This is a genomic window from Microcystis aeruginosa FD4, from assembly GCF_009792235.1.
In the GTDB taxonomy this organism is placed as follows: Bacteria; Cyanobacteriota; Cyanobacteriia; order Cyanobacteriales; family Microcystaceae; genus Microcystis; species Microcystis viridis.
The window spans coordinates 2,762,155-2,781,779 of the sequence record NZ_CP046973.1; the positions used below are offsets into that span (position 1 = coordinate 2,762,155).

Annotated in this window: 14 protein-coding genes and 1 pseudogene; 6 read left to right on the forward strand and 9 right to left on the reverse strand. The window is 36.2% G+C overall.

The genetic code is table 11. The features are described from left to right. The first annotated feature begins 129 nt into the window (after positions 1–129). Both GQR42_RS14035 and GQR42_RS14040 read left to right on the forward strand, forming a co-directional pair. Positions 130–1,341, forward strand: coding sequence for a glycosyltransferase (locus GQR42_RS14035; protein WP_158200434.1), 1,212 nt, complete (start codon positions 130–132; stop codon positions 1,339–1,341). Between the two features lie 446 nt (positions 1,342–1,787). Next, positions 1,788–3,125 (forward strand): AAA-like domain-containing protein, encoded by a 1,338-nt coding sequence (locus GQR42_RS14040; protein WP_158200435.1) that lies wholly within the window; start codon positions 1,788–1,790, stop codon positions 3,123–3,125. Here the strand turns inward: GQR42_RS14040 and GQR42_RS14045 are convergent. The 3 genes from GQR42_RS14045 to GQR42_RS14055 form a co-directional block, all read right to left on the reverse strand. Beyond that, positions 3,122–8,908: an AAA family ATPase gene (locus GQR42_RS14045; protein ID WP_158200436.1), complete on the reverse strand. Its 5,787-nt coding sequence runs from the start codon at positions 8,906–8,908 to the stop codon at positions 3,122–3,124. The genes GQR42_RS14040 and GQR42_RS14045 overlap by 4 nt on opposite strands. Before the next feature lie 91 nt (positions 8,909–8,999). Then, on the reverse strand, positions 9,000–9,989 hold the full coding sequence (locus GQR42_RS14050; protein ID WP_158200437.1) for a hypothetical protein: 990 nt from the start codon (positions 9,987–9,989) through the stop codon (positions 9,000–9,002). Between the two features lie 52 nt (positions 9,990–10,041). Beyond that, the gene (locus tag GQR42_RS14055) at positions 10,042–11,127 is read right to left on the reverse strand and encodes an amidohydrolase family protein (RefSeq protein ID WP_158200438.1); all 1,086 of its coding nucleotides are present in this window, start codon (positions 11,125–11,127) and stop codon (positions 10,042–10,044) included. A 142-nt stretch (positions 11,128–11,269) separates the two neighbouring features. Here GQR42_RS14055 and GQR42_RS14060 point away from each other — a divergent pair, with 142 nt between their 5' ends. The 3 genes from GQR42_RS14060 to GQR42_RS28800 all read left to right on the forward strand — a co-directional run bounded on the left by GQR42_RS14060 (position 11,270) and on the right by GQR42_RS28800 (position 12,280). Continuing rightward, on the forward strand, positions 11,270–11,542 hold the full coding sequence (locus tag GQR42_RS14060; protein ID WP_158200439.1) for a BrnT family toxin: 273 nt from the start codon (positions 11,270–11,272) through the stop codon (positions 11,540–11,542). Further along, positions 11,526–11,759 (forward strand): BrnA antitoxin family protein, encoded by a 234-nt coding sequence (locus tag GQR42_RS14065; RefSeq protein WP_158200440.1) that lies wholly within the window; start codon positions 11,526–11,528, stop codon positions 11,757–11,759. The genes GQR42_RS14060 and GQR42_RS14065 overlap by 17 nt, the downstream gene beginning before the upstream one ends. Positions 11,760–12,064: 305 nt before the next feature. After that, entirely contained in the window at positions 12,065–12,280 is a 216-nt protein-coding gene (locus tag GQR42_RS28800; protein ID WP_233271009.1) for a hypothetical protein, read from the forward strand. Here GQR42_RS28800 and GQR42_RS27790 read toward each other — a convergent pair. Beyond that, complete coding sequence (locus GQR42_RS27790; protein WP_002738933.1) at positions 12,270–12,440, reverse strand: hypothetical protein; 171 nt, start codon at positions 12,438–12,440, stop codon at positions 12,270–12,272. The genes GQR42_RS28800 and GQR42_RS27790 overlap by 11 nt on opposite strands. An 88-nt stretch (positions 12,441–12,528) precedes the next feature. Here GQR42_RS27790 and GQR42_RS14075 point away from each other — a divergent pair, with 88 nt between their 5' ends. Next, complete coding sequence (locus GQR42_RS14075; RefSeq protein ID WP_158200441.1) at positions 12,529–13,371, forward strand: IS5 family transposase; 843 nt, start codon at positions 12,529–12,531, stop codon at positions 13,369–13,371. Between the two features lie 17 nt (positions 13,372–13,388). Here the strand turns inward: GQR42_RS14075 and GQR42_RS14080 are convergent. From GQR42_RS14080 to GQR42_RS14100, 5 genes and pseudogenes are all read right to left on the reverse strand, one after another. Next, positions 13,389–13,544 (reverse strand): annotated as a pseudogene (locus GQR42_RS14080) (IS5/IS1182 family transposase); the annotation flags it as partial. A gap of 480 nt (positions 13,545–14,024) precedes the next feature. Next, the gene (locus tag GQR42_RS14085; protein ID WP_158200442.1) at positions 14,025–15,155 is read right to left on the reverse strand and encodes an ABC transporter permease; all 1,131 of its coding nucleotides are present in this window, start codon (positions 15,153–15,155) and stop codon (positions 14,025–14,027) included. Between the two features lie 6 nt (positions 15,156–15,161). After that, positions 15,162–16,283: an ABC transporter permease gene (locus GQR42_RS14090; RefSeq protein ID WP_158200443.1), complete on the reverse strand. Its 1,122-nt coding sequence runs from the start codon at positions 16,281–16,283 to the stop codon at positions 15,162–15,164. A gap of 64 nt (positions 16,284–16,347) precedes the next feature. Then, complete coding sequence (locus GQR42_RS14095; protein WP_158200444.1) at positions 16,348–18,321, reverse strand: ATP-binding cassette domain-containing protein; 1,974 nt, start codon at positions 18,319–18,321, stop codon at positions 16,348–16,350. After that, the gene (locus GQR42_RS14100; protein WP_199273184.1) at positions 18,321–19,598 is read right to left on the reverse strand and encodes an HlyD family secretion protein; all 1,278 of its coding nucleotides are present in this window, start codon (positions 19,596–19,598) and stop codon (positions 18,321–18,323) included. Before GQR42_RS14100 ends, GQR42_RS14095 begins: the two co-directional genes overlap by 1 nt. Positions 19,599–19,625 lie beyond the last annotated feature (27 nt).

Sequence of the window (19,625 nt, forward strand, 5' to 3'; positions counted from 1 at the left end):
AAACTAATTATCTTAAAACTCGTGCTGTTTTCCCCTGAATATTACCGGTGCTTCGCTGTTTTATACTGGTCGGTTTTTCATCTCGTCGGTGAAACCGAGAGCCTTCAAACCGACATTTAAGGTAAAGTTATGCCTAAACTTAGTCTCTGCATGATTGTCAAAAATGAAGCCGAAAATCTCCGGCGCTGTTTGGATAGCGTCAAAGAGGTAGTGGATGAGATGATCGTTATGGATACGGGTTCGACCGATGATACGATTGCTATTGCTCAAAGTTACGGTGCCATAGTTCCTAGCTACGATTGGCGGGGTAATTTTTCCGATGCCAGAAATGAGGCTTTAAAATATGTTACTGGCGATTGGATTTTAGTCCTTGATGCCGATGAGGAATTAAATCCGGCTATCGTACCGAAAATGCGTCGGGCAATGGAAAAAGAGGAAAATTTAGTTATTAATTTAATCCGCCATGAAATCGGAGCCGTACAATCACCTTATTCTCTAATTTCGCGGCTATTTCGCCGACATCCTCAAGTCACTTTTACCCGTCCCTATCACTCAATTATTGATGATAATGTGGCCATCTTATTAAAAAAAGAACCTGATTGGAAAATAGTTGAACTGCCAGAAATTGCGATATTTCACTACGGTTACACCGTCGATAAAATAGCCAGCTTAGATAAGTTTGAACGGGCAAGAAAAGCGATGGAGGGTTTTTATCAGCAACATCCCCACGATCCCTATGTGTGTAGTAAATTGGGAGGGTTATATCTGAAGATTGGCAGGGATAAAGAGGGTTTTAAGCTGCTCAAACATGGTTTAAAATGCCATGGCTCTAATCCGCATATTTTATACGAGTTATATTATCATCTCGCTAATTATTATTATTCAGTGGAGGAATTAAAAAAATCAGTCGATCATTTTATTAAGGCGATCGAGCAGCCAATTTTAGCTCAATTAAAACTGGGTGCTTATAATAATTTAGGTGGGTTATTATACGAAGGAGAAAACTACGAAACTGCCTTATCTATCTTTGAGAAAACCGTAGAAATTGATCCTAGCTATGCCGATGGTTACTATAATTTAGGACTGGTTCTCAAACAACTGCATCGGCTACCAGAATCGATTAAAGCTTATAAAAAAGCTCTCAAGTTAAACCCCGATAATCCCACTATTTACCAAAATCTAGGGGTTGCTTATATAGTTTTCGGTAGTTATAATGAGGCGATCGAGATTTGGCAAAAAGGCCTACAATTATTAAAAGATCAGGGTAATATTTCTCGCGCTGAAATGCTGCAAGAAACCCTAAAAGCTCTGGGAGCAAGTGTATTGAAGGATGAACAGTAACTGTTCAGAGTTGTTGGCAAGATTGGGAGCAGCCACTGTACTAAAATTCTCAATAGGCAGTTTAAATGCAGTACATCTGATTGCTAAAACCCTGTCTAGTCAAATCCTGTGAGGATTTTTCCGAATTAATTCTTAATAGGATTATCGAGGAGTTAGACGCTGAAGACTCAGGGGTTTTGATAGAAATTATCAAGAGATAATTGCTGCCGTGTAATTGACCTTGACAAGAAATGCTATAATTTCCTAGCAAGGGGGGAATTTAATCCCTCTCAGGGTTGCCATCGCACAATTTTGTCGGTTGCCAGTTCTCGTCAGCTTGTTTGTCAAATATGCCCATTCCAGTTTGAATCGGTGCTGTTATGTCAAGATTCAAGATTTCTGGCTGCAACGGAACTGGAAAATCAAACAATCTATTTCTTCAAATCTTCTTACCTTAGACAAAAATAATGAAATTCGAGGAAATCCAAGAGATTCTTAATCGGCAACTGCTCAAGCTTGAGAATCGCTGTCTCAATGACACAGAACAATTATTATTGCGAGGACTTTGGCAGAAAAAGAACTATCAAGAAATTGCCCAAGAAAACGGTTATAGTAGCAGCTATCTTGCCAATGTAGTTGCGCCACGACTCTATGATAAAGTCTCGCAACTGATCGGTTCTCCGATCAATAAGAAAAATTTTTTATCTAGACTACAATCTCATTTTACCAACTCCACATCGCTTCAGTATTGCGGTAATGAATATCCCCAGAATGAGCGTTCAGAATACCCCGATGCTCCTGTTCCCTATAATTCTTATTATTATCTAAAACGAACAAAACTTGAAGCAAAAATTATCGAGGAACTCGGTCAATCTGGGGCGTTAGTACGCATTAAAGCGCCCAAAAAATGGGGGAAAACGTCTTTATTATTAACAATTTTAGAGGTTTGTCAACAACAATTCGGTTATCGAGTTGTTAGGTTAGATTTACAACAAGCAGACCAAGACATTATAGCAAATTTTAACAAGTTCTTACGCTGGATTTGCCGTAATTGCGCTCGGCAGTTGAATTTAGAAGCCAAATTAGATGATTATTGGGATGAAGATATAGGAATTAAAATGAGTTGGACAATTTATTTTGAAGAGTATATTTTACGAGAAATAAAACAGCCACTGGTATTGGCTTTAGATGGAGTGCATCGAGTCTTTGAACATCCGAAAGTAGCGGAAGATTTTTTCCCTTTAATCCGAGCTTGTTATGAAGAATCTAAGCGATCTCCCCTGTGGCAGAAATTACGTTTAATTATTGTTCAATCCACAGAATCTTATGTTTCTCTGCGATTAGAACAGTCTCCTTTTAATGTGGGATTACCCATAGAGTTACAGGGTTTTGATCAAGAACAAGTGGCAGAATTGGCAAAAAAATATCAATTAAATGAATTAGCAACCAACGAAATTCAACAATTGATCGACTTAGTGGGGGGACATCCTGCCTTGATTCATTTAGCAATTTATCATCTTAGCCAAGAGCGAATCACGATGCCAGATTTAATCAAATCAGCAACTACATCAACGGGGATTTATTCCTCTCATTTACAGCTTCACTGGGTTACTTTACAAAAACAACCCGAACTTGCCGATGTTTTTCAACAGATTTGTCAAGGGAATCAACCAATTATACTCGATCCAATTATTGCTTATAAACTTAATAGTATGGGTTTAATTAAACTGAGAGAAAATCAAGCAATTGTCAGTTGTCAACTATATCAAAAATACTTTGGAAGTCAATATACTGGTTCAGTTTAAGATAGCGATCGCTCAAGCCAATCAGTATTAAATATCGTCTGATAAATACGATTATGAACGTCCATTTTACCATGGCGTTTTACCACTAATCCAGATAAAAATAAATCAGGTAAATAGGGATTGTTATCAATCTGTATTGCTTCTTGATGCAGGATTTGTCGATACAAGGTTAATAATTGGGGTCGGTTTGGACTTTGAAGAAGGCGATCTTGAATGGTTTTTAAATGTTCAGGTTGATCCTGCATCTCCCAATCTTGAATAATTTTTTCTGCTACTAACTGAGCTAACCATTGTTCTTCTTGATTAGAGGGGATTGGCTGCTCACTATCCCGCATCAGTTGACAGAGTTTTTGAGTTAAGAAAGGTTGCCCTCCCGTCCAGCTTAAGACTTGTTTGAGCATTGTCTGAAGATTACTGACTTTTTCTGTTAACCCATATAATAAAGGTTGGGCTTCGTGTTCTTTAAAACTTGCTAATTCAATAGCGTTACCAATATTAAAAGGTGTTTTCTGGGGGTCAGTAATTAAAGCTGAAGGTGTGGTAGCACCAAAAAAGGCAAAAGTTAGCTCTTGAAATTGAGGTCGAATCGCTCTATGGTTATAAAAAGAACGAATTAAAGCAAAAAAGTCAGAGACATCAAATTTTAACCCTAAAATGCTATCAATTTCATCAATAAATATAACAGTCGATTGTCTAGATTGCCACTGATTAAAATCGTTATTAACTAGAAGAAACTCTTCTATAAATTGTCCCAATCGTTGTACAGGAGGCAGGTCTAATTGTTCACTCCACCAAGCTTTAAAAGGTTTCAATTGTTTGATTAATCCAAAACTGCGGAGCAGATCAACGGCTAATCCTTTATACCATTGTTCGGGGGTAATATTATCTGTTCCTAGCCGAGTTAAGTCAATTACTGCACATCTAATTCCCTCCTTTTGTAACTGGCTCATCATCCGTACCATTAAGCTAGATTTTCCCATTTGACGTGCATTTAAAACATAGCAAAATAGACCTTGTTTGAGAGCTTTATAAAGATTACGATCGGCTTGTCGAACTACATAATTCGGTGCATCCATCGGTAAACTTCCCCCCACTTGATAGACAAATTTGGGAGGTTGTTCAGCACTTTTAAGCAGGTCATTTTCAAAGATAAGTTCTGCTTGAGTTGCTTTCAGTACCTCTAAAGTATTTGTGAGTTCTTTAGTGCGTTCTTGCACTCTTTGTTCTAAGTTTTGATAGAGTCTGGAGTTATCAATAGAGATAGCAGCTTGAGCCGCTAAAATGTTTAATAGTTCTACTCTTTCATCAGTAAATGCACCTGTGGTTAGATTATTTTCTAAATAAACAATTCCTTTTATTTGACCTTGATTGAGTAAAGGAATACAAAGCATAGATTTAGTTTGTTTAGCCACAATATAATAATCATTGGTAAATTGACCTTCAGAAGTGGCATCATTTAAAACGATAGTTTCTTTTGTGCGAGCGACATAATTAATAATGCTAGTGGGTAAAATGGGAATTGAGTTATCATGGTCGATAGATTCTATGGGAATTGACTGTAAGATATTAATAGTTTCTTGATCAATTGTGCCTTGGGCTTCAATAACCCAATTTTCTTCCTTTTCTAAAATCAGATAACCTGTTTGCGCTCCTGCATTTTCAATGACAATTTTCATTAAATTTTGCAGAAGATTTTCTAGCTTGATTTCTCCAGAAATTGCTTGGGATGCTTTGAGAATAGTGCTTAAATCAAGAACTTCTCCATCATTTCCAGTGGTAGAGATAGTGGTACTTAATCCCTTAGATTTGTTTTGATTGCTGATGCCTAATAAATATTTAGGGTATTCTTCTTCTAATTGTTTAACTTTGGCCTTTGCACCCCAACGCGTATAACAATGATAAGCATTTCTGAGATATAGTTTACCGATTTCTTCTCTACCTAAAGTAAAATAAAATTCAGAGGCACGTTCGTAAGCTAAAGCCTCTTCATGGATAAATTCATATTTTTTTGCTCCCTGAATTGCTTTTTCATAAAATTCTTGAGCTTTCCAGTTTTGACCTAAGACTCGGGCTTTTTCTGCTTCAACTAGATCATATTTATGTTGAAAATTAGCTTGACAATGACTTGCCCATTTTGCCATATTTTTCTGATGTTTTGCAACTTTATTCAATGACTCCTGTTGTTGATTATGATCGCAGTTAGGATAGTGAGCTAAGAAGCTCAAAGAAAAGTAAAAATTATGTTGTGCTTTAAATAGGGCTGCACCGCTTGTTACTGCTACATATTTTTCTGTATGTTGACTGTTTTCTAAGGATTCAGAAAAGGCTTTAAAAATATAACAATTAAGCATTTTACCGAAATAATAAATAAAGAGCAGCCATTGATTATTTTGATCAAGATATTCTTGGAGATGTTTATCTTCTTCCTCTTGGGAAGTTCCTAGCAATAAAAAATCTTGATGGTGATCAATATCTCGGACATTTTTAGCAGTATTTGTCAAAATAACTAAGAATTTATGAGAATACTCTTGATTAAGTTTTTCCACAAAATGAATGTATTTTTCACAATCTCGTTCTACTTCTTCTAACTGGCATCCTCCCAAAAATTTGATAGCACAATAGGCTTGAGCAAGAAAACCAAAATATTTATTGTGTTCTACATCTACTCCTTGTTGTAAACCCTCCAATAGTTTTTCTTGGAGGACTGGATGATTAATAGGATTTTTCCAACACCACACATAGGCATAATACAAAAAGAAGACCTGTGGTTTTGATAGTAAATTATTATATTTTTCTAGTAATTTAACAGCCAGGTTGCCAAAATTATAACCATACTCAATTTCTTCCATGACTCCACATAAAAGCATTCCATAATAACTATAAATAACATCGGCTTGCGGGGGAGTTCCATGTTTAATACAAAGATAAGATAAAATTAATACTAATTCCATAAATAGAGAAAAATTAATTACATTTGCAGCCGATAGTATGGAAAGCATTATTGTTATTGATGCTAATTTTTTTGAGTCGGCTATCATTGTTTTATCGGCTAATTTTTCAATTGATTGATTTTTTAATAGCAATTTTATGGATTTATGTCGGTTACTAATTCTTTTTTTAATTTCATTTTCTTCTAGAGAAATTTTGATACCTAGTTTTGGCAAAATCTTGAGAGCAATATCTATCGCTTTTTGAGGTTGAAATATGGTAAAGTGGTAGGTAATTTGTATTTCATATACTCTGAGTTGATCAAATATGTTTTTAGCCCTATTCAAGACGGTAGCCGATAATTCCTCGATTTTGGCAAATTGAGTATTTAAGTAAAGAGCTTCTAAGGTTTCGACATGAAGTTCTAGCGTTGATTGATAATCCATTTTCCAGCTATCCAATGCTAACAATTCTAAGCCCTTTTCTAAATATCTTAAAGCCGAGTCGTATGCCGTTGATGCTTTGGCTTTTCTACCCGCTTGAAGATTTAAGTTAGCCAGTTCGTTTTTTTCTGATTGCTCAGTAATTAATATTGCTCCCTCATTAAGCTGATTAACAATATCAAAAATTTTATCTTGTAGCTGATGAGCTTGATAATTTTCTAATAAAATACGTCCTATTTGCCGATGAAAATATTTTTTTTCTTCTTCAGAAATGAGAGAGTAAGCCGCTTGTTGCACTCGGTCATGTAAAAATCGATAGTAAATATCGGCGGAATAGTTAAAAGCATCTTGTTGTCGATTATTTGACAAGTCTTCTGCATTCAATAGTAGAGGAATCTTATAATTTTTGTCTAAGGGAATAACTAAGCCTTCATCTAGGGACAACTGTAGTTCTTGAGCGGTAATAATTGCAGATTTTTGATTAATAATAGCAAGAATTTCTAAATTAAATTGATTGCCAATACAAGCCGCTAGTTTGAGAACTTGTTGAGTTTCTTGGGATAATTTCTCAATGTTATCCACCATTAAATCAACTACATTATCAGTTATAGATACACTTTCAATCTGTTGTATATTCCATTGCCAATAAACTGTTTTTTTATGTTTTTGCTTCTTGAAATCTAAATTTTCACCAATAAATAACAATTTTCTATCGTAAAGAGAATAAAGCAACTGTGTTAAGAAAAAAGGATTTCCGTTGGTTTTTCTGTTGAGCAAATCCCCTAAAGGTTTAGCTAATTCTCTAGAACAATTGAGGGTATCAGCAATTAACTGATTAATCTCTCTACTTTTTAAAGGAGAAAGAGAGAAGGTATTAATTGTTTTTTGAGCTTGATTAATTTTGTCTAAAGTGTGCATTAGTGGATGAGTTGGTTCCACTTCATTGTCTCGATAAGCACCAATTAGGAGAAAATAGTTAATATCTGGATCTGAGATTAATTGCTCAATTAGATTTAGAGAAGATAAATCTGACCATTGTAAATCATCAATAAAAACAACTAGGGGATGTTCTGGTTGACACAAAATCCTGAGAAACCGCTTAAAAAATAAGTTAAAGCGATTTTGACTTTCTGTTTTATCCAGTTGTTCTACAGGAGGTTGTTGACCAATAATTTTTTCGAGTTCAGGGATTACATCAATAATAATTTGGCCATTATTTCCTAACGCCTCTAAAATTTTGTCTTTATACTTATTAAGGTGTTTTTCTGGTTCACTTAACAACTGTTTTACTAAATCTTGAAAAGCTTGAGTAATGGCTGAGTAGGGAATATCTCGCTGTAGTTGGTCAAATTTACCCTTAATAATTCGTCCCCGTTTACCTGTGATTGGTTTGTAAATTTCATTAACCAAAGCTGTTTTACCAATACCAGAATAACCCGAAATTAATATCAATTCCGATGATCCTTGACTGACTTTTTCAAAAATGTTTAGGAGTTTTTGAACTTCTAATTCTCGACCATAGAGTTTTTGCGGAATCTGAAATTTTTCTGGAAGATCCCGACTTCCTAAAGGAAATAGCTGAATCTGTTCCCCTCTTTTGAGTTGATTGAGACAAATTTCTAAATCATTTTTAATTCCCCAAGCACTCTGATATCTTTCTTCTGGGGTTTTTGCTAATAGTTTTTTGATAATATTAGACACAGCCAAGGGAAGGTCTGAAATCAGTTCGTGTAGGGGTAAAGGGTCTTGAGCAATATGACAATGAACTAACTCCATTGGGTCTGTAGTTTCAAAAGGAATTCTGTGGGTTAAAAGTTCATAAAAAGTGACTCCAAGGGCATAAAAATCACTACGATAGTCAAGTCCACGATTCATTCTTCCTGTTTGTTCAGGGGCAATATAAGCTAACGTTCCTTCTAATTGATAGGGAGAAATAACGCTGATAAATTCTTGAGCTAACTGGCTAGAAATACCAAAATCAATAACTTTAAGTTGTTCGGTTTTGGGGTTATAGACAATATTAGAAGGGTTAATGTCTTTGTGAATAATATTAGCTTTATGAATAACACCCAAAGCTTCAGTAATCTTAAGGGCAATTTTTAAAAATTCTTCTAGGTTGAATTGACTTTGCTCTAGTAATGATTTTAAAGATTGACCACCAAAGTCTTCTAAAAGCATAACTAAACTGTTTTCATATCGCTGTAAATCATAAGCTTTAATAATATTATCAACATTAAAAGAGCGAGTGATCTGGTATTCTTGTTGATAGCGAGTGAGTTCCGATGGCGTTGGGTAATTTTCTTTGAGAATTTTAAGGATAACTGCTTGATTATTGGCACGAAGAAAACCTCGATAAACTAAGGAGTTAGCACTTTCGTAGAGTTTTTCGCTGATTTGATATTTTTTTTCCATTGGCTTATCAGTTCAGTCAGAAAATCAAGCTGATCAATTTGCGTCATCTCTTGATTCTCTGACCAATTTTCATAATTAAAATTGAAGATAATTACAAACAACTCAGGGGAATATAAGGTGAAGGTGGATAAACGTGCTTCAATTGGTGATTCTTCCAGTCATCACTATTTTTGATAGGATAAAATGGATAGGGACCATCATGCTCATTTGCCTTTGCCCAAGTTTCAATGTCAGATTGGCTAACATTGAATTCCCCAGGTCTGGGTGGATAGGGGACTGTTATTTTACTAGCTGGAAAATCTTTCCCTGTATGAACAAGTTCAGTCATAACACCATGAAAAAGCTCCCAAGTAACATCAAGGCCGTATTCAAAGATTAGCTGATAGATACTGCCAATTGGCTCCCAAATCTGGGCAAAATGTTCATGTTTATCGGGATAATAAAAGTTAACTTTATCTTTATAGAAAGCTTGCCCACACAGCAAAAGAGCCAAAGCAATAAAGTCATAACTTATATTGTCTGGTTGAATCAACCAACTACATTTGGGGGTGGGTTTTTCACTATCTCCTAATAGTTTTCTGGATAAATCGATCTCACTTATAGGTTTTTCAGCTTCTTGGGGGTTATCAAGCCAATAAGTACACACTTTTTGGTGAGGAAATCTCAAAATTTTTCTAACCAAATTCACTTTTGCTTTCATTTCATCTGGTATATTTTCTGGCTCAAGCCATGTGTAAGCAATCATCTGAGATAGCTTTCGTGTTTGTAATAAGAAATAAACGGTACTCAATTCTGCTTGAGCTAAAGGATACTTATCTGGGTCTTGACCTGATGGGGAAAATTCGCTGTCAACCTTAGCTCCTGAGCTAGGAAAACTTGAGGGAGCTAAATTATATTTTGTTTGTAAAGCTTCCTTAGTTCCATAGACTAATTTAGGGGTGTCTTCATTTTCAAAAATAAGTAGCTGAAAATAGTATTGATTGTATTGATCGCCATTGATCGATTTTGGTTCTTGTCCAATCTTTATAGACAAATTTGATTGTAAATTTTGAACATAACTGCGAGTAAAGACCTGTGCCATTGGTGAATTCCTCCTGGGAGTTAGTTAATAAATTTGATTTTACTGTAAAAACTCAGACTGAGCCATAAAAACGGGTAGGATTGTACGCAAGTATCTTTTCCACTGTTTCTTTAGCTAAATCTTTCTCAAGCTGAACTATTTGACTAACAATATCGGGCTTATGATCCATGTGTGGATAATCTGAGCCAAAGATAATATTATCACTGCCAATATAGTCTATAAGCTGAGATAGATAGGGTTCAGAGGGGTCAACGGCAATAAAGCATTGACGGCGAAAATACTCTGATGGCATTAATCTTACCCGATCTTTGACCTCCCAAGGTGTAACTTGATACTCTTCGTCAAGTCTCCATAACCAATAGGGTAGCCAACCGCAGCCCGACTCTAAAAATCCGATTCTTAGCTTAGGATGACGTTCTAACACCCCTCCTTCTATTAAGGCTAACAGTGCCATCATCTGCTCCATGGGGTGAGAACAAGCATGAAGGGCAAAACGGGTGTGAAATCGATCGGCGCCGGTGGTGGGTAAACGACTCCAATGTCCCTCATGAATTCCTACAGCCATGTCCAAATCCTCGCAGGCCGCCCAAAAGGGTTCGTATGCCGGATCGCTCAAAATTCTGCCTTTAACGGGGTTAGGGCGCAAAAAAACCGCCTTCCAGCCCAAGGTTGCGCTGCGGTGTAGCTCTTTGACCATATCTTCGGGATCATGTTGATTGACTGCAGCGACTCCTTTCAGTCTAGCGGGGTCATAGCTACAAAATTCTTCATATAACCATGTATTGTAAGCACGGACAAAAGCCCCCATCACTTCGGCGGGTAGGCTATCAATGGCAAATAACCACAGTCCATAATTGGGATAAATAAAAGCCACATCTATGCCCATTTGTGTCATAGATTGAACATGGGATTCCGGGTTATAGCGATTGAGATAAGCGTGGGGATGAGCTTGCATCATCTGCTTATTCCCTTCTGCTTGGACTTGTGGGGAGATTTTTTGACTAATCGGTTCTCCTTTGATTTTCATGTCAGCAGAAGGAGCAAATTCCCTAAATTTAGGTTCTAGGTATTGGCCCCACATTGCGGGGGGTTCAATGACGTGGGAATCAGCATCAATAATTTTGTACCCGTTGAGCATAGCGATTTTTAGGCAATTTTCTACCTAGATTATATTTGATCGGGAAAAAGTGATCGCTTTTTTGAGGTTAATAACCATTACCACAACTCTCTGAAGGGGTTTTGAGCTTGACTCAACCTTCTAAGATACATATAATGTATGTATGACATTTGAATATGATCCCAGAAAAGCAAAAACCAACTGGCAAAAGCACCGTGTTTCCTTTGCAGAAGCTGAAATGGTGTTTTTTGATCCCCTCGCTATTCATGATCTTGCTCCCGATTGTGTGACAGAAGAACGTTTTATTGCAGTGGGGATGGGAAACATGGGATCACTATTAGTGGTTATTTATACTTTGCGGGGTGAAGTCATTCGCTTGATTTCTGCTCGTCGTGCTACAAAACAAGAGAGAAAAACTTATGAGAAAGGAATATGATTTTTCTAAAGGAAAACGGGGGGCGCTCATTTCCTCTAAGGGAAAAACACGCATTACCATTTATCTAGATGATGAGATTCTAGCTTATTTTCGAGAACAGGCTGAAACCGCAGGAATGGGCTATCAAACCCTAATTAATGAGGTTTTAAAACAATATATCCAATCTCCTAAGGAGCGATCGCTCACTCAGTCCGATTTACCGAAAAATTGGGTTTAAAGCCTCGCCCTTTTAGGGCGACTTTATAGGATGTATGATATTAATAAGAATAGCGGGCAGGGTAAGCAACCGCTTAAAAAACCCAGTCATCAACCGATGAACGCACCTTGAAAACTAGAGTTATGGGGTTCTATAGGGGAATGCTCCTATAGGTAAAAGCTCTCAGCGTCAAGTACCAAAGAAACCAATTATTTTAGAGGTTTTGAACTGTATCGTAGGGCATACGAGAACAGGCTTCTGTAAGGTCGCGAAAGTCTGAGGAGAGAACCACCTCTGGGTGGGATTTCGCCAGGAATCTAATTCAAGTGGACTCGTCGAAGCCCGAAATTCTCAGCAGTGATGCTAGAAGAATCCACGTCCGTTTACGGCGTGGGGTATGTCAAGCCGTATTCTTCGGGAAGAATTATCAGCCCTCCAATAATGTTGCTTGTGATAGTTACAAGTTAGCCGATCGCTGTGTTGTTCTGAGGAATAGCGATCGCTTTTTAATTTTTTCTGGTCAAGGTTTAGTTAAACGGTAAGAGGGGTAATTTTGTAAAGATGTGCTAAATTGGAAGCTTTTTGTAGATCACCTTGACGAAGGGCTTCCCGGACATCATCTAATTTTTGAGCGTCTTCTAATGATAAATAGGGCGACCATCCTTCGGGAGTCTCAATCAGTTCGACTTCCACTTCAGCCATGTACTCTCCAATGTGGATGAGTTTAATAGATCTCTTGCATAAGTCTAGACAAAATAGGATAAAATAGTCCAAGAGTTAAGATTGAACGATGACTTACGAACAAGTAAAAACTTTAAAGCCAACAGAGTTCAAACGCTTGTGGGTCGTGTATCCAGATACATTTAAGGATATGGTAACAGTCCTAAAGGCAGAAAAAGTTTGGCAAAAAAAGACAGGTAGACCTAGCAAATTGAGTACGGAAGACCAACTACTAATAACATTAGAATATTGGCGAGAATATCGCACCTATTTTCATCGGGGAAATAGTTGGGGTGTTAACGAATCAACGGCGTATAGAATTGTTAGGAAAGTAGAGAATATTCTCATCAAATCAGGTCTGTTTAATCTACCCGGAAAAAAAGCCCTATTAGAAAGTAATAGTGAAATAGAAATAATAGTGGTGGATGTGTCAGAAGATGAGATAGAAAGACCCAAAAAAAAACAGAAATCATACTATAGTGGCAAGCAGGGATACCACACATTAAAGTCGCAAGTCGTTGCCGATCAAAAAAGCGAGCAGGTAATCTGTGTCCGTTGTGAGAAAGGAAGAGTCCATGATTTTCGACTGTGGAAAGAGAGCAAAATAAGGTTAAATAAGGAAATAGAAATATTAGGGGATAAAGGCTATCAAGGAATTCAGAAAATCCATCAAAACAGTCAAATTCCTCATAAAAAAAAGAAAAAAGAAAAACTAAGTAAAGAGCAAAAAAAAGCCAATCGTCAGTTATCACAACGGCGCATAGTTATAGAACATATTCATCGTCGTCTCAAAATATTTCGGATACTTTCATCAAGATACAGAAATCGCAGACGGCGATTTGGTCTGAGATTGAATTTGATTGCTGGTATCTACAATTACGAATTTCGTTACCGACAAAAGGATATATCTTGATTACTTTTGCAAGAGATCTCTTCTGAGAAGTTTTGGGCATATTCTTCTTCAAATTCTGACCAAGGAATTATATTGGCCATAATTACCCAACGATTGTCTGGGGATAATTTCCCCTCCGAGGAAAACTCGAAGTTTTCTGGTGAGGTTGGGAGTAGCTCGACTCTGCGGTACATTTGTACTAGCCAAGAAAGGTGCAAGGGTTTTAAGCGATTTTAGCAGATTTCCTTGCACCTGAGCGACTCTCAATTCAGCTAAAAGCCTTTTCCGATAAAGGTTACAGCTTCTTTCAGCCAGCCCTATTTAGGCTCACAGAGCAAAAATAATGTGTAAATTGGGAGATTGCACTTGGCGGTCGTTGGCTTGGTAATCGTTCTCATGAGCTGTCTTGTCAGAAGAGACTCTCTTCCATGAGTAAATCAAATCTGAGAGGGTTTCGTCAAGAGGTCAGGCGATAAATTGTATCCTTAGCTACCAAAATTAGAGGATGCAAATTTGAGCCTTTTTGTCAATGCGTAAGTCCTACCATTCTCCCAATACTTTCTTCCTGATCGCTGAAATGCTTGTCAATTCTTAAATTTAGAATTGCTGTCCTATGCCCATGCTAATCACAAAATTGGCTAATTGTCAATAGCGTTTTAGGTGCGCTTACCCTGCTAACTTAATTGACGACGAAAACGGTTGATCCCGATAGATAGTATCAGTAGAGCAAATCCAACGAGTGCAGTTGCTTCAGGCCAAAGTGTATCGAGATTAAGTCCTTTGAGTAGAATTGCCCTAGTGATATTAACATAATGACGTAGAGGGTTTAATAAAGAGAAATATTTAAGAATAAGAGGCATACTTTCAAGAGGGGCAATTGATCCAGATAGTTGAATTAAAGGCAAATTGACAAAAAAAGATAAAAGGAAAGCTTGCTGTTGTGTTCGGGAAATTGTTGCTAATATAATTCCTATCCCAATTCCTATAAGGATATAAACTCCTGATAGAACCATAAATAAAGCAAAATTACCTCGTAAAGGAATTTTGAAAACGATTATGCCAAGTCCTAAAGATAAGAAAACATTGCCCATTAGCAACATAAATAAAGGGACTATTTTCGCTAGTAAAATTTCCCACGCTTCCGATGGAGTCATTAGTAATTGTTCTAAAGTACCTGTATCTTTCTCTCGTATCACTGTACCAGAAGAAACTAAAGAACTGGTTAAAGTAAAAATAGCTCCCATGATTCCAGTCACAAAAAACCAACTACTAGTTAGTCCTGGATTGTAAAGAAAAATAGTTTGTGGAATAATTAATGGACTAACTTTGTCTAGATTCAATTTTTGATTATATTGCCTAATTATTTGCTTGATATAGCCCCAGGAAACTCCAGCAGTATTTGCATCAACTCCATCAATAATAATTTGAATTTCAGTGATTTTATCTTGACTTAATGTTCGAGAAAAATCAGGAGGGATTACTAAACCAATAGTTAGCTTACCTTCTTTAACTTTTTTGTCTAATTCTTTCTCATTTTTTAAAATTATCTCCAAATTAAAAGCTTGATTTTCAGTTAATTCAGAAATTAATTCACGACTTTGAAAAGTGTTATCGTAATTAACTACTCCTAATTTTAATTGTTGAATATCTGGATTAATAGAATAACCAAAAATTAATAATTGAACAATAGGAGAAAATAGTAAAAAAACCAACAAATTTTTATCTCTTACAATTTGATTAACTTCTTTAAAAAATAGAGCCAAAAAACGACTATTTGATATATTTTTTAATAAACTTAAAAGCATAATTTATTAATCCTTAAGTTGCATTTTTTTGATTAATTGATAAGTTAGATAAAAAACAATTATTCCCCAAAGCATCAAAATAAGTAAAGAAAGCCAAACTCCACTCCATCCAATTCCTCTAACATAAGCATCCCGACTTATTTCAATATAATATCTAGTGGGAATGAGATAAGAAATTAGAGATAGAGGAAAAGGAATATTGTTAATAGGATAAATAAAACCTGAAAGAAGTAAAGCTGTTAAAAAACCAGTCATAGCAACGGCTTCAATGGCCGCAGTTTGATTGGGTGCACGAATTCCAATAAAAATTCCATATAAAGTAGAATTAAATAAAAAAATGATAGTTCCCAATAATAAAGTTGTAGGATCAATAACTAATTTTAGTTTCCAAATTAATAAGCCACAAACCATGATGAAAACTGCTTCTAAAATACCGATAAAAAGATAAGCAAAACTTTTGCCTAAAATAAATTCTGTGGCTGTTATAGCGGAAGAATAAACTTGAACGATTGTTCCTTCAGTTTTTTCCCTGATCATGGCAATAGCTGCTAATAGCGAGGGATAAGTCCATAAAATTAATCCATATAATCCAGGTATAATATAAAGATGTTCTTGACGACCCGGATTAAACCAAATCCGAAGATGTGCTGTTAAATTATTGTTGCTGGTTTGTAATCCCTCATATTGTAAAAAAAAGAAAGTAGTAGCCTGTATGCTATTTTTGATTAGACGGGCATTATTAACATCACTTCCATCGACTAAAATTTGAACAAAACTAGGAGAATTTGATTTAATTTTTTTGCTAAAATCGGGAGGAATAATAACAGCTACTTTAGCAATACCTTGAGCAATTAAAATATCAGTTTGTTGCCCTGAATACTTAGATAAAAATTTATCATCTATTCGCTTAAACTGATTAGTTGCGAGGAGACGTTCAATATAAGCACGACTTAAGGGAGTTAACGAAAAATCTTGAATATATATCGGAATATTTTTAGATTCTAAGCGAATGGCAAAACCAAAAATCAAGAGAGTCATGAAAGGTAACACGAATGCAAGTGCTAAAGTCAGACGATCTCGCTTAAATTGGGATAATTCTTTAATGCATTGAACAAAAATTTTTTTCATCTTTTTGAATCGAGAGTCTGCTTCGTCGAATTAACTCCAATTTTCTTGAAGTTTTTGAGGGACTTTAGTCACGTTTTGAATGACGTTCAACAATAGTAATAAAAACATCTTCTAAAGAAAAGGGAATAGGACGTATCAAAAATATCTGAATATTAGCCACTTTTAGAAGAGTTTTAATCTGAGAGATTTCAAAGTCAGGGTTAATTACAATAACATGAAGGCGATCTCCAAAAAAAGAGACCCGCCAAGGCTCTAGCTCCTTTTTAAGTAAATCATAAGTCTGTTGAATATTATTAGTTGATAACTCAATTAATTCTCCAGGTTGAGTCGCTTTCAGTTCACTAGGAGAACCTTGAGCAACAATTTCTCCTCCTACCATAAATCCAATTCGGTTACATTGTTCAGCTTCCTCTAGATAGTGAGTCGTTACTAAGATTGATGTACCAGAACGGGCGAATTGATTAATTAGTTTCCAAAATTGACGACGAGCTAAAGGATCGACACCAGACGTAGGTTCATCTAAAAAAAGGATACTTGGTTCATGCATTACAGAAGCTCCAAAAGCTACCCGCTGCTTCCAACCACCTGGTAAATTACCGGTTAACATCTTTTCTTTCCCGTGTAAACCACAAGTTTCTAAAACCCATTCTATTTTACGACGGCGCAATCGACGAGAAACACCATAAACTCCACAATAAAACTCTAAATTTTCTAAAATTGTTAAATCATCATAGAGAGTAAACTTTTGGCTCATATAGCCAATTTTTTGTCGCAGTTGACTACTACGAGAATTAACTTGAGTCCCAGCCAGAGATAATTGACCTGTAGTTGGTTCAATTAAACCACATAACATTTTAATAGTAGTTGTTTTACCTGCTCCATTAGCTCCTAATAATCCATAAATTTCCCCATATTGAACTTCCAAATTAATCTCTTTAACAGCTTTAAAATTACCAAATACTTTTCCTAAAGAATTTACTTCAATAGCTAAATCTGAATTTTCTCGAAAGTGATTACCCTGATCATGGGGGAATGGTTTAAAAGGCGGGGGATTTTCTAATTGTTGTAACCGAGTAATAAAAACATTTTCTAAAGTCGGCTCAACCACTTGAATAGAGTCTAATTTAATTTTATTTAATTGACAAAGATTTTTAATTTCAGTTTTTCCATGATGGGAATTTTTAACCAATACATCTAGGCGATCTCCAAATGTTTGTACATCTACCAAGAATTTTTTATGGCAGTGTGCGATGAGGATTTTTTCAAGAGATTCTAATTCTAGAGTTCGTATTTCTAACCGTTTTAAAGCTAAACTGTCTCGGAGTTCTGAAAGAATACCTATTTGCTCAATTTTTCCTTTATGGATGAAAGCAATTCGATGACAACGTTCAGCCTCATCAAGATATGGGGTCGCAACAACAATTGTCATTCCTGCATGAGCAATTCCTACTAAAATATCCCAAAACTCACGACGAGAAACGGGATCAACGCCTGTTGTTGGTTCATCTAATAAAAGAATTTCTGGTTGAGAAATTAACGCACAACATAGAGCCAATTTCTGTTTCATTCCCCCTGAAAGTTGTCCAGCCAAACGGTCACTAAATCCCTGTAAATTAACTAATTGCAAATATTTATTACGTAATTGAGTATAAACATGAGAAGAAACTTGGCATACTCCGGCACTGTAACGTAGGTTCTCTTCAATCGTCAAGTCTGAATATAAAGAAAATTTCTGAGTTAAATAGCCAATGGAGAGGCGAACTTGGCGAGGTGGGTGTCCCAAAACCGTTACTTTTCCGGCTGAAGCTTCCATTATACCACCTAAAATATGGAAGGTACTCGTTTTTCCTGCACCATCGGGTCCAATTAACCCAAAAATTTCTCCTTTTCGCACAGAAAAATTAATCCCTTTAATAGCCACTAATTCATCATAATGTTTATAGAGGTCTTTAACTTCAATAACCTTCAAGGCTGAAGATGAATTAACATCAGCTTGAAAAGAGTTATCAAAATGTGATTGTAAAATTTGACGACTCATCACGACTCTTCCTCTAGCTTAATTTCTGCATCAGCTGGCATTCCAGGTTTTGCAAACCCCTGGGGATTGTCTAGACTGAATTTTATTCCAAAAACTTGTTTGACTCGATCTTCTTGAAAATAGATATTTTCAGGGGTAAAAGATGCTTGAGTATCGATCGCACTAATGTGTGCACTGAGAGGCCGATCAGGAGCAGAATCTAAAAAAACTTGAGCTTGTTGACCAATTTTGATTTTCCCAACTTCACCTTCGGGAATATATCCTCGAAGATAAACAGTATCAGGATTAATAACTGTCAACAGAGTTTTGCCAGCAGAGACAACAACTCCTGGTTCGACAGTGCGAACTATTACAATCCCATCAATCGGACTAATTACGTTTAAATCGTCTATTTTTGTTTTTATTTGTTGCTCTTCCGCTTTAGCATTAGCGACTTCTGCTTGGGCTGCTTTATATCGTAAACGCGATTGAGCTAACTGGTTGGTTAAACTTTGAAGTTGAGTCAGACGAATTTGAGAATTTAAAAGGGTCGTTTGTGCTAATTTTAACTCTCCCTCTGCTGCTTCAATTAATTTTTGAAAAGAATTTACGGAAGCTTGACGAGCTTTGACTGTGGCTTGACTTGTGGCTAATACTGTTTCAGCTTGATCGAATTGCTGTTGAATAATCACTCCTTCTGTAAATAATGTTAAAAAACGATTATAATTAGTTTGTGCCAGCTTGAGTTCAGCTTTAGCTTGATCAAGTTGACTATGTGCTTCATTGAGTTGGGATTTACTAGAATCGAGATTGGCTTTAGCTTGAAAAAGACGCGCTTGGGAGTCTTGTTTAGACTGCTCTATATTAAGTTTGACTTCTTGAATTTGATTTTCAATAATACTTATTTGTAAAGCAGCTTCACCTTCCTGTTGTTGAGTAACGAGTAAACGGGCCTTTGCCCCTTGTAGTTGAGATCGAATTTCTTCGTCATCTTGACGGACAAGTATCTGATTTTTAGAAACTTTATCTCCCTCTCTAACAGCAACAAAGTTAATTCTTCCTGAAACTTTAGAGCTAATATCAGTTTCATAGGCTTCTACGCGTCCACTGATTCGCAATGGGTGAACTTTTTTGAGAATTGAAAAATACCAAAAGCTACCTAATGTTCCTACAATGGATAAACCTAAAACCAGTAAAGATACTCGAAACAATCTTCGACTAGAAGAAGATGGGGCAAAAGTTTTAATTTTTTCTTGCTGAAGTTTTAAATTGAGTTGATTCATACTTGTTTGAGTCATGTTGTTAGGAATATTTTGTTGTTTTTG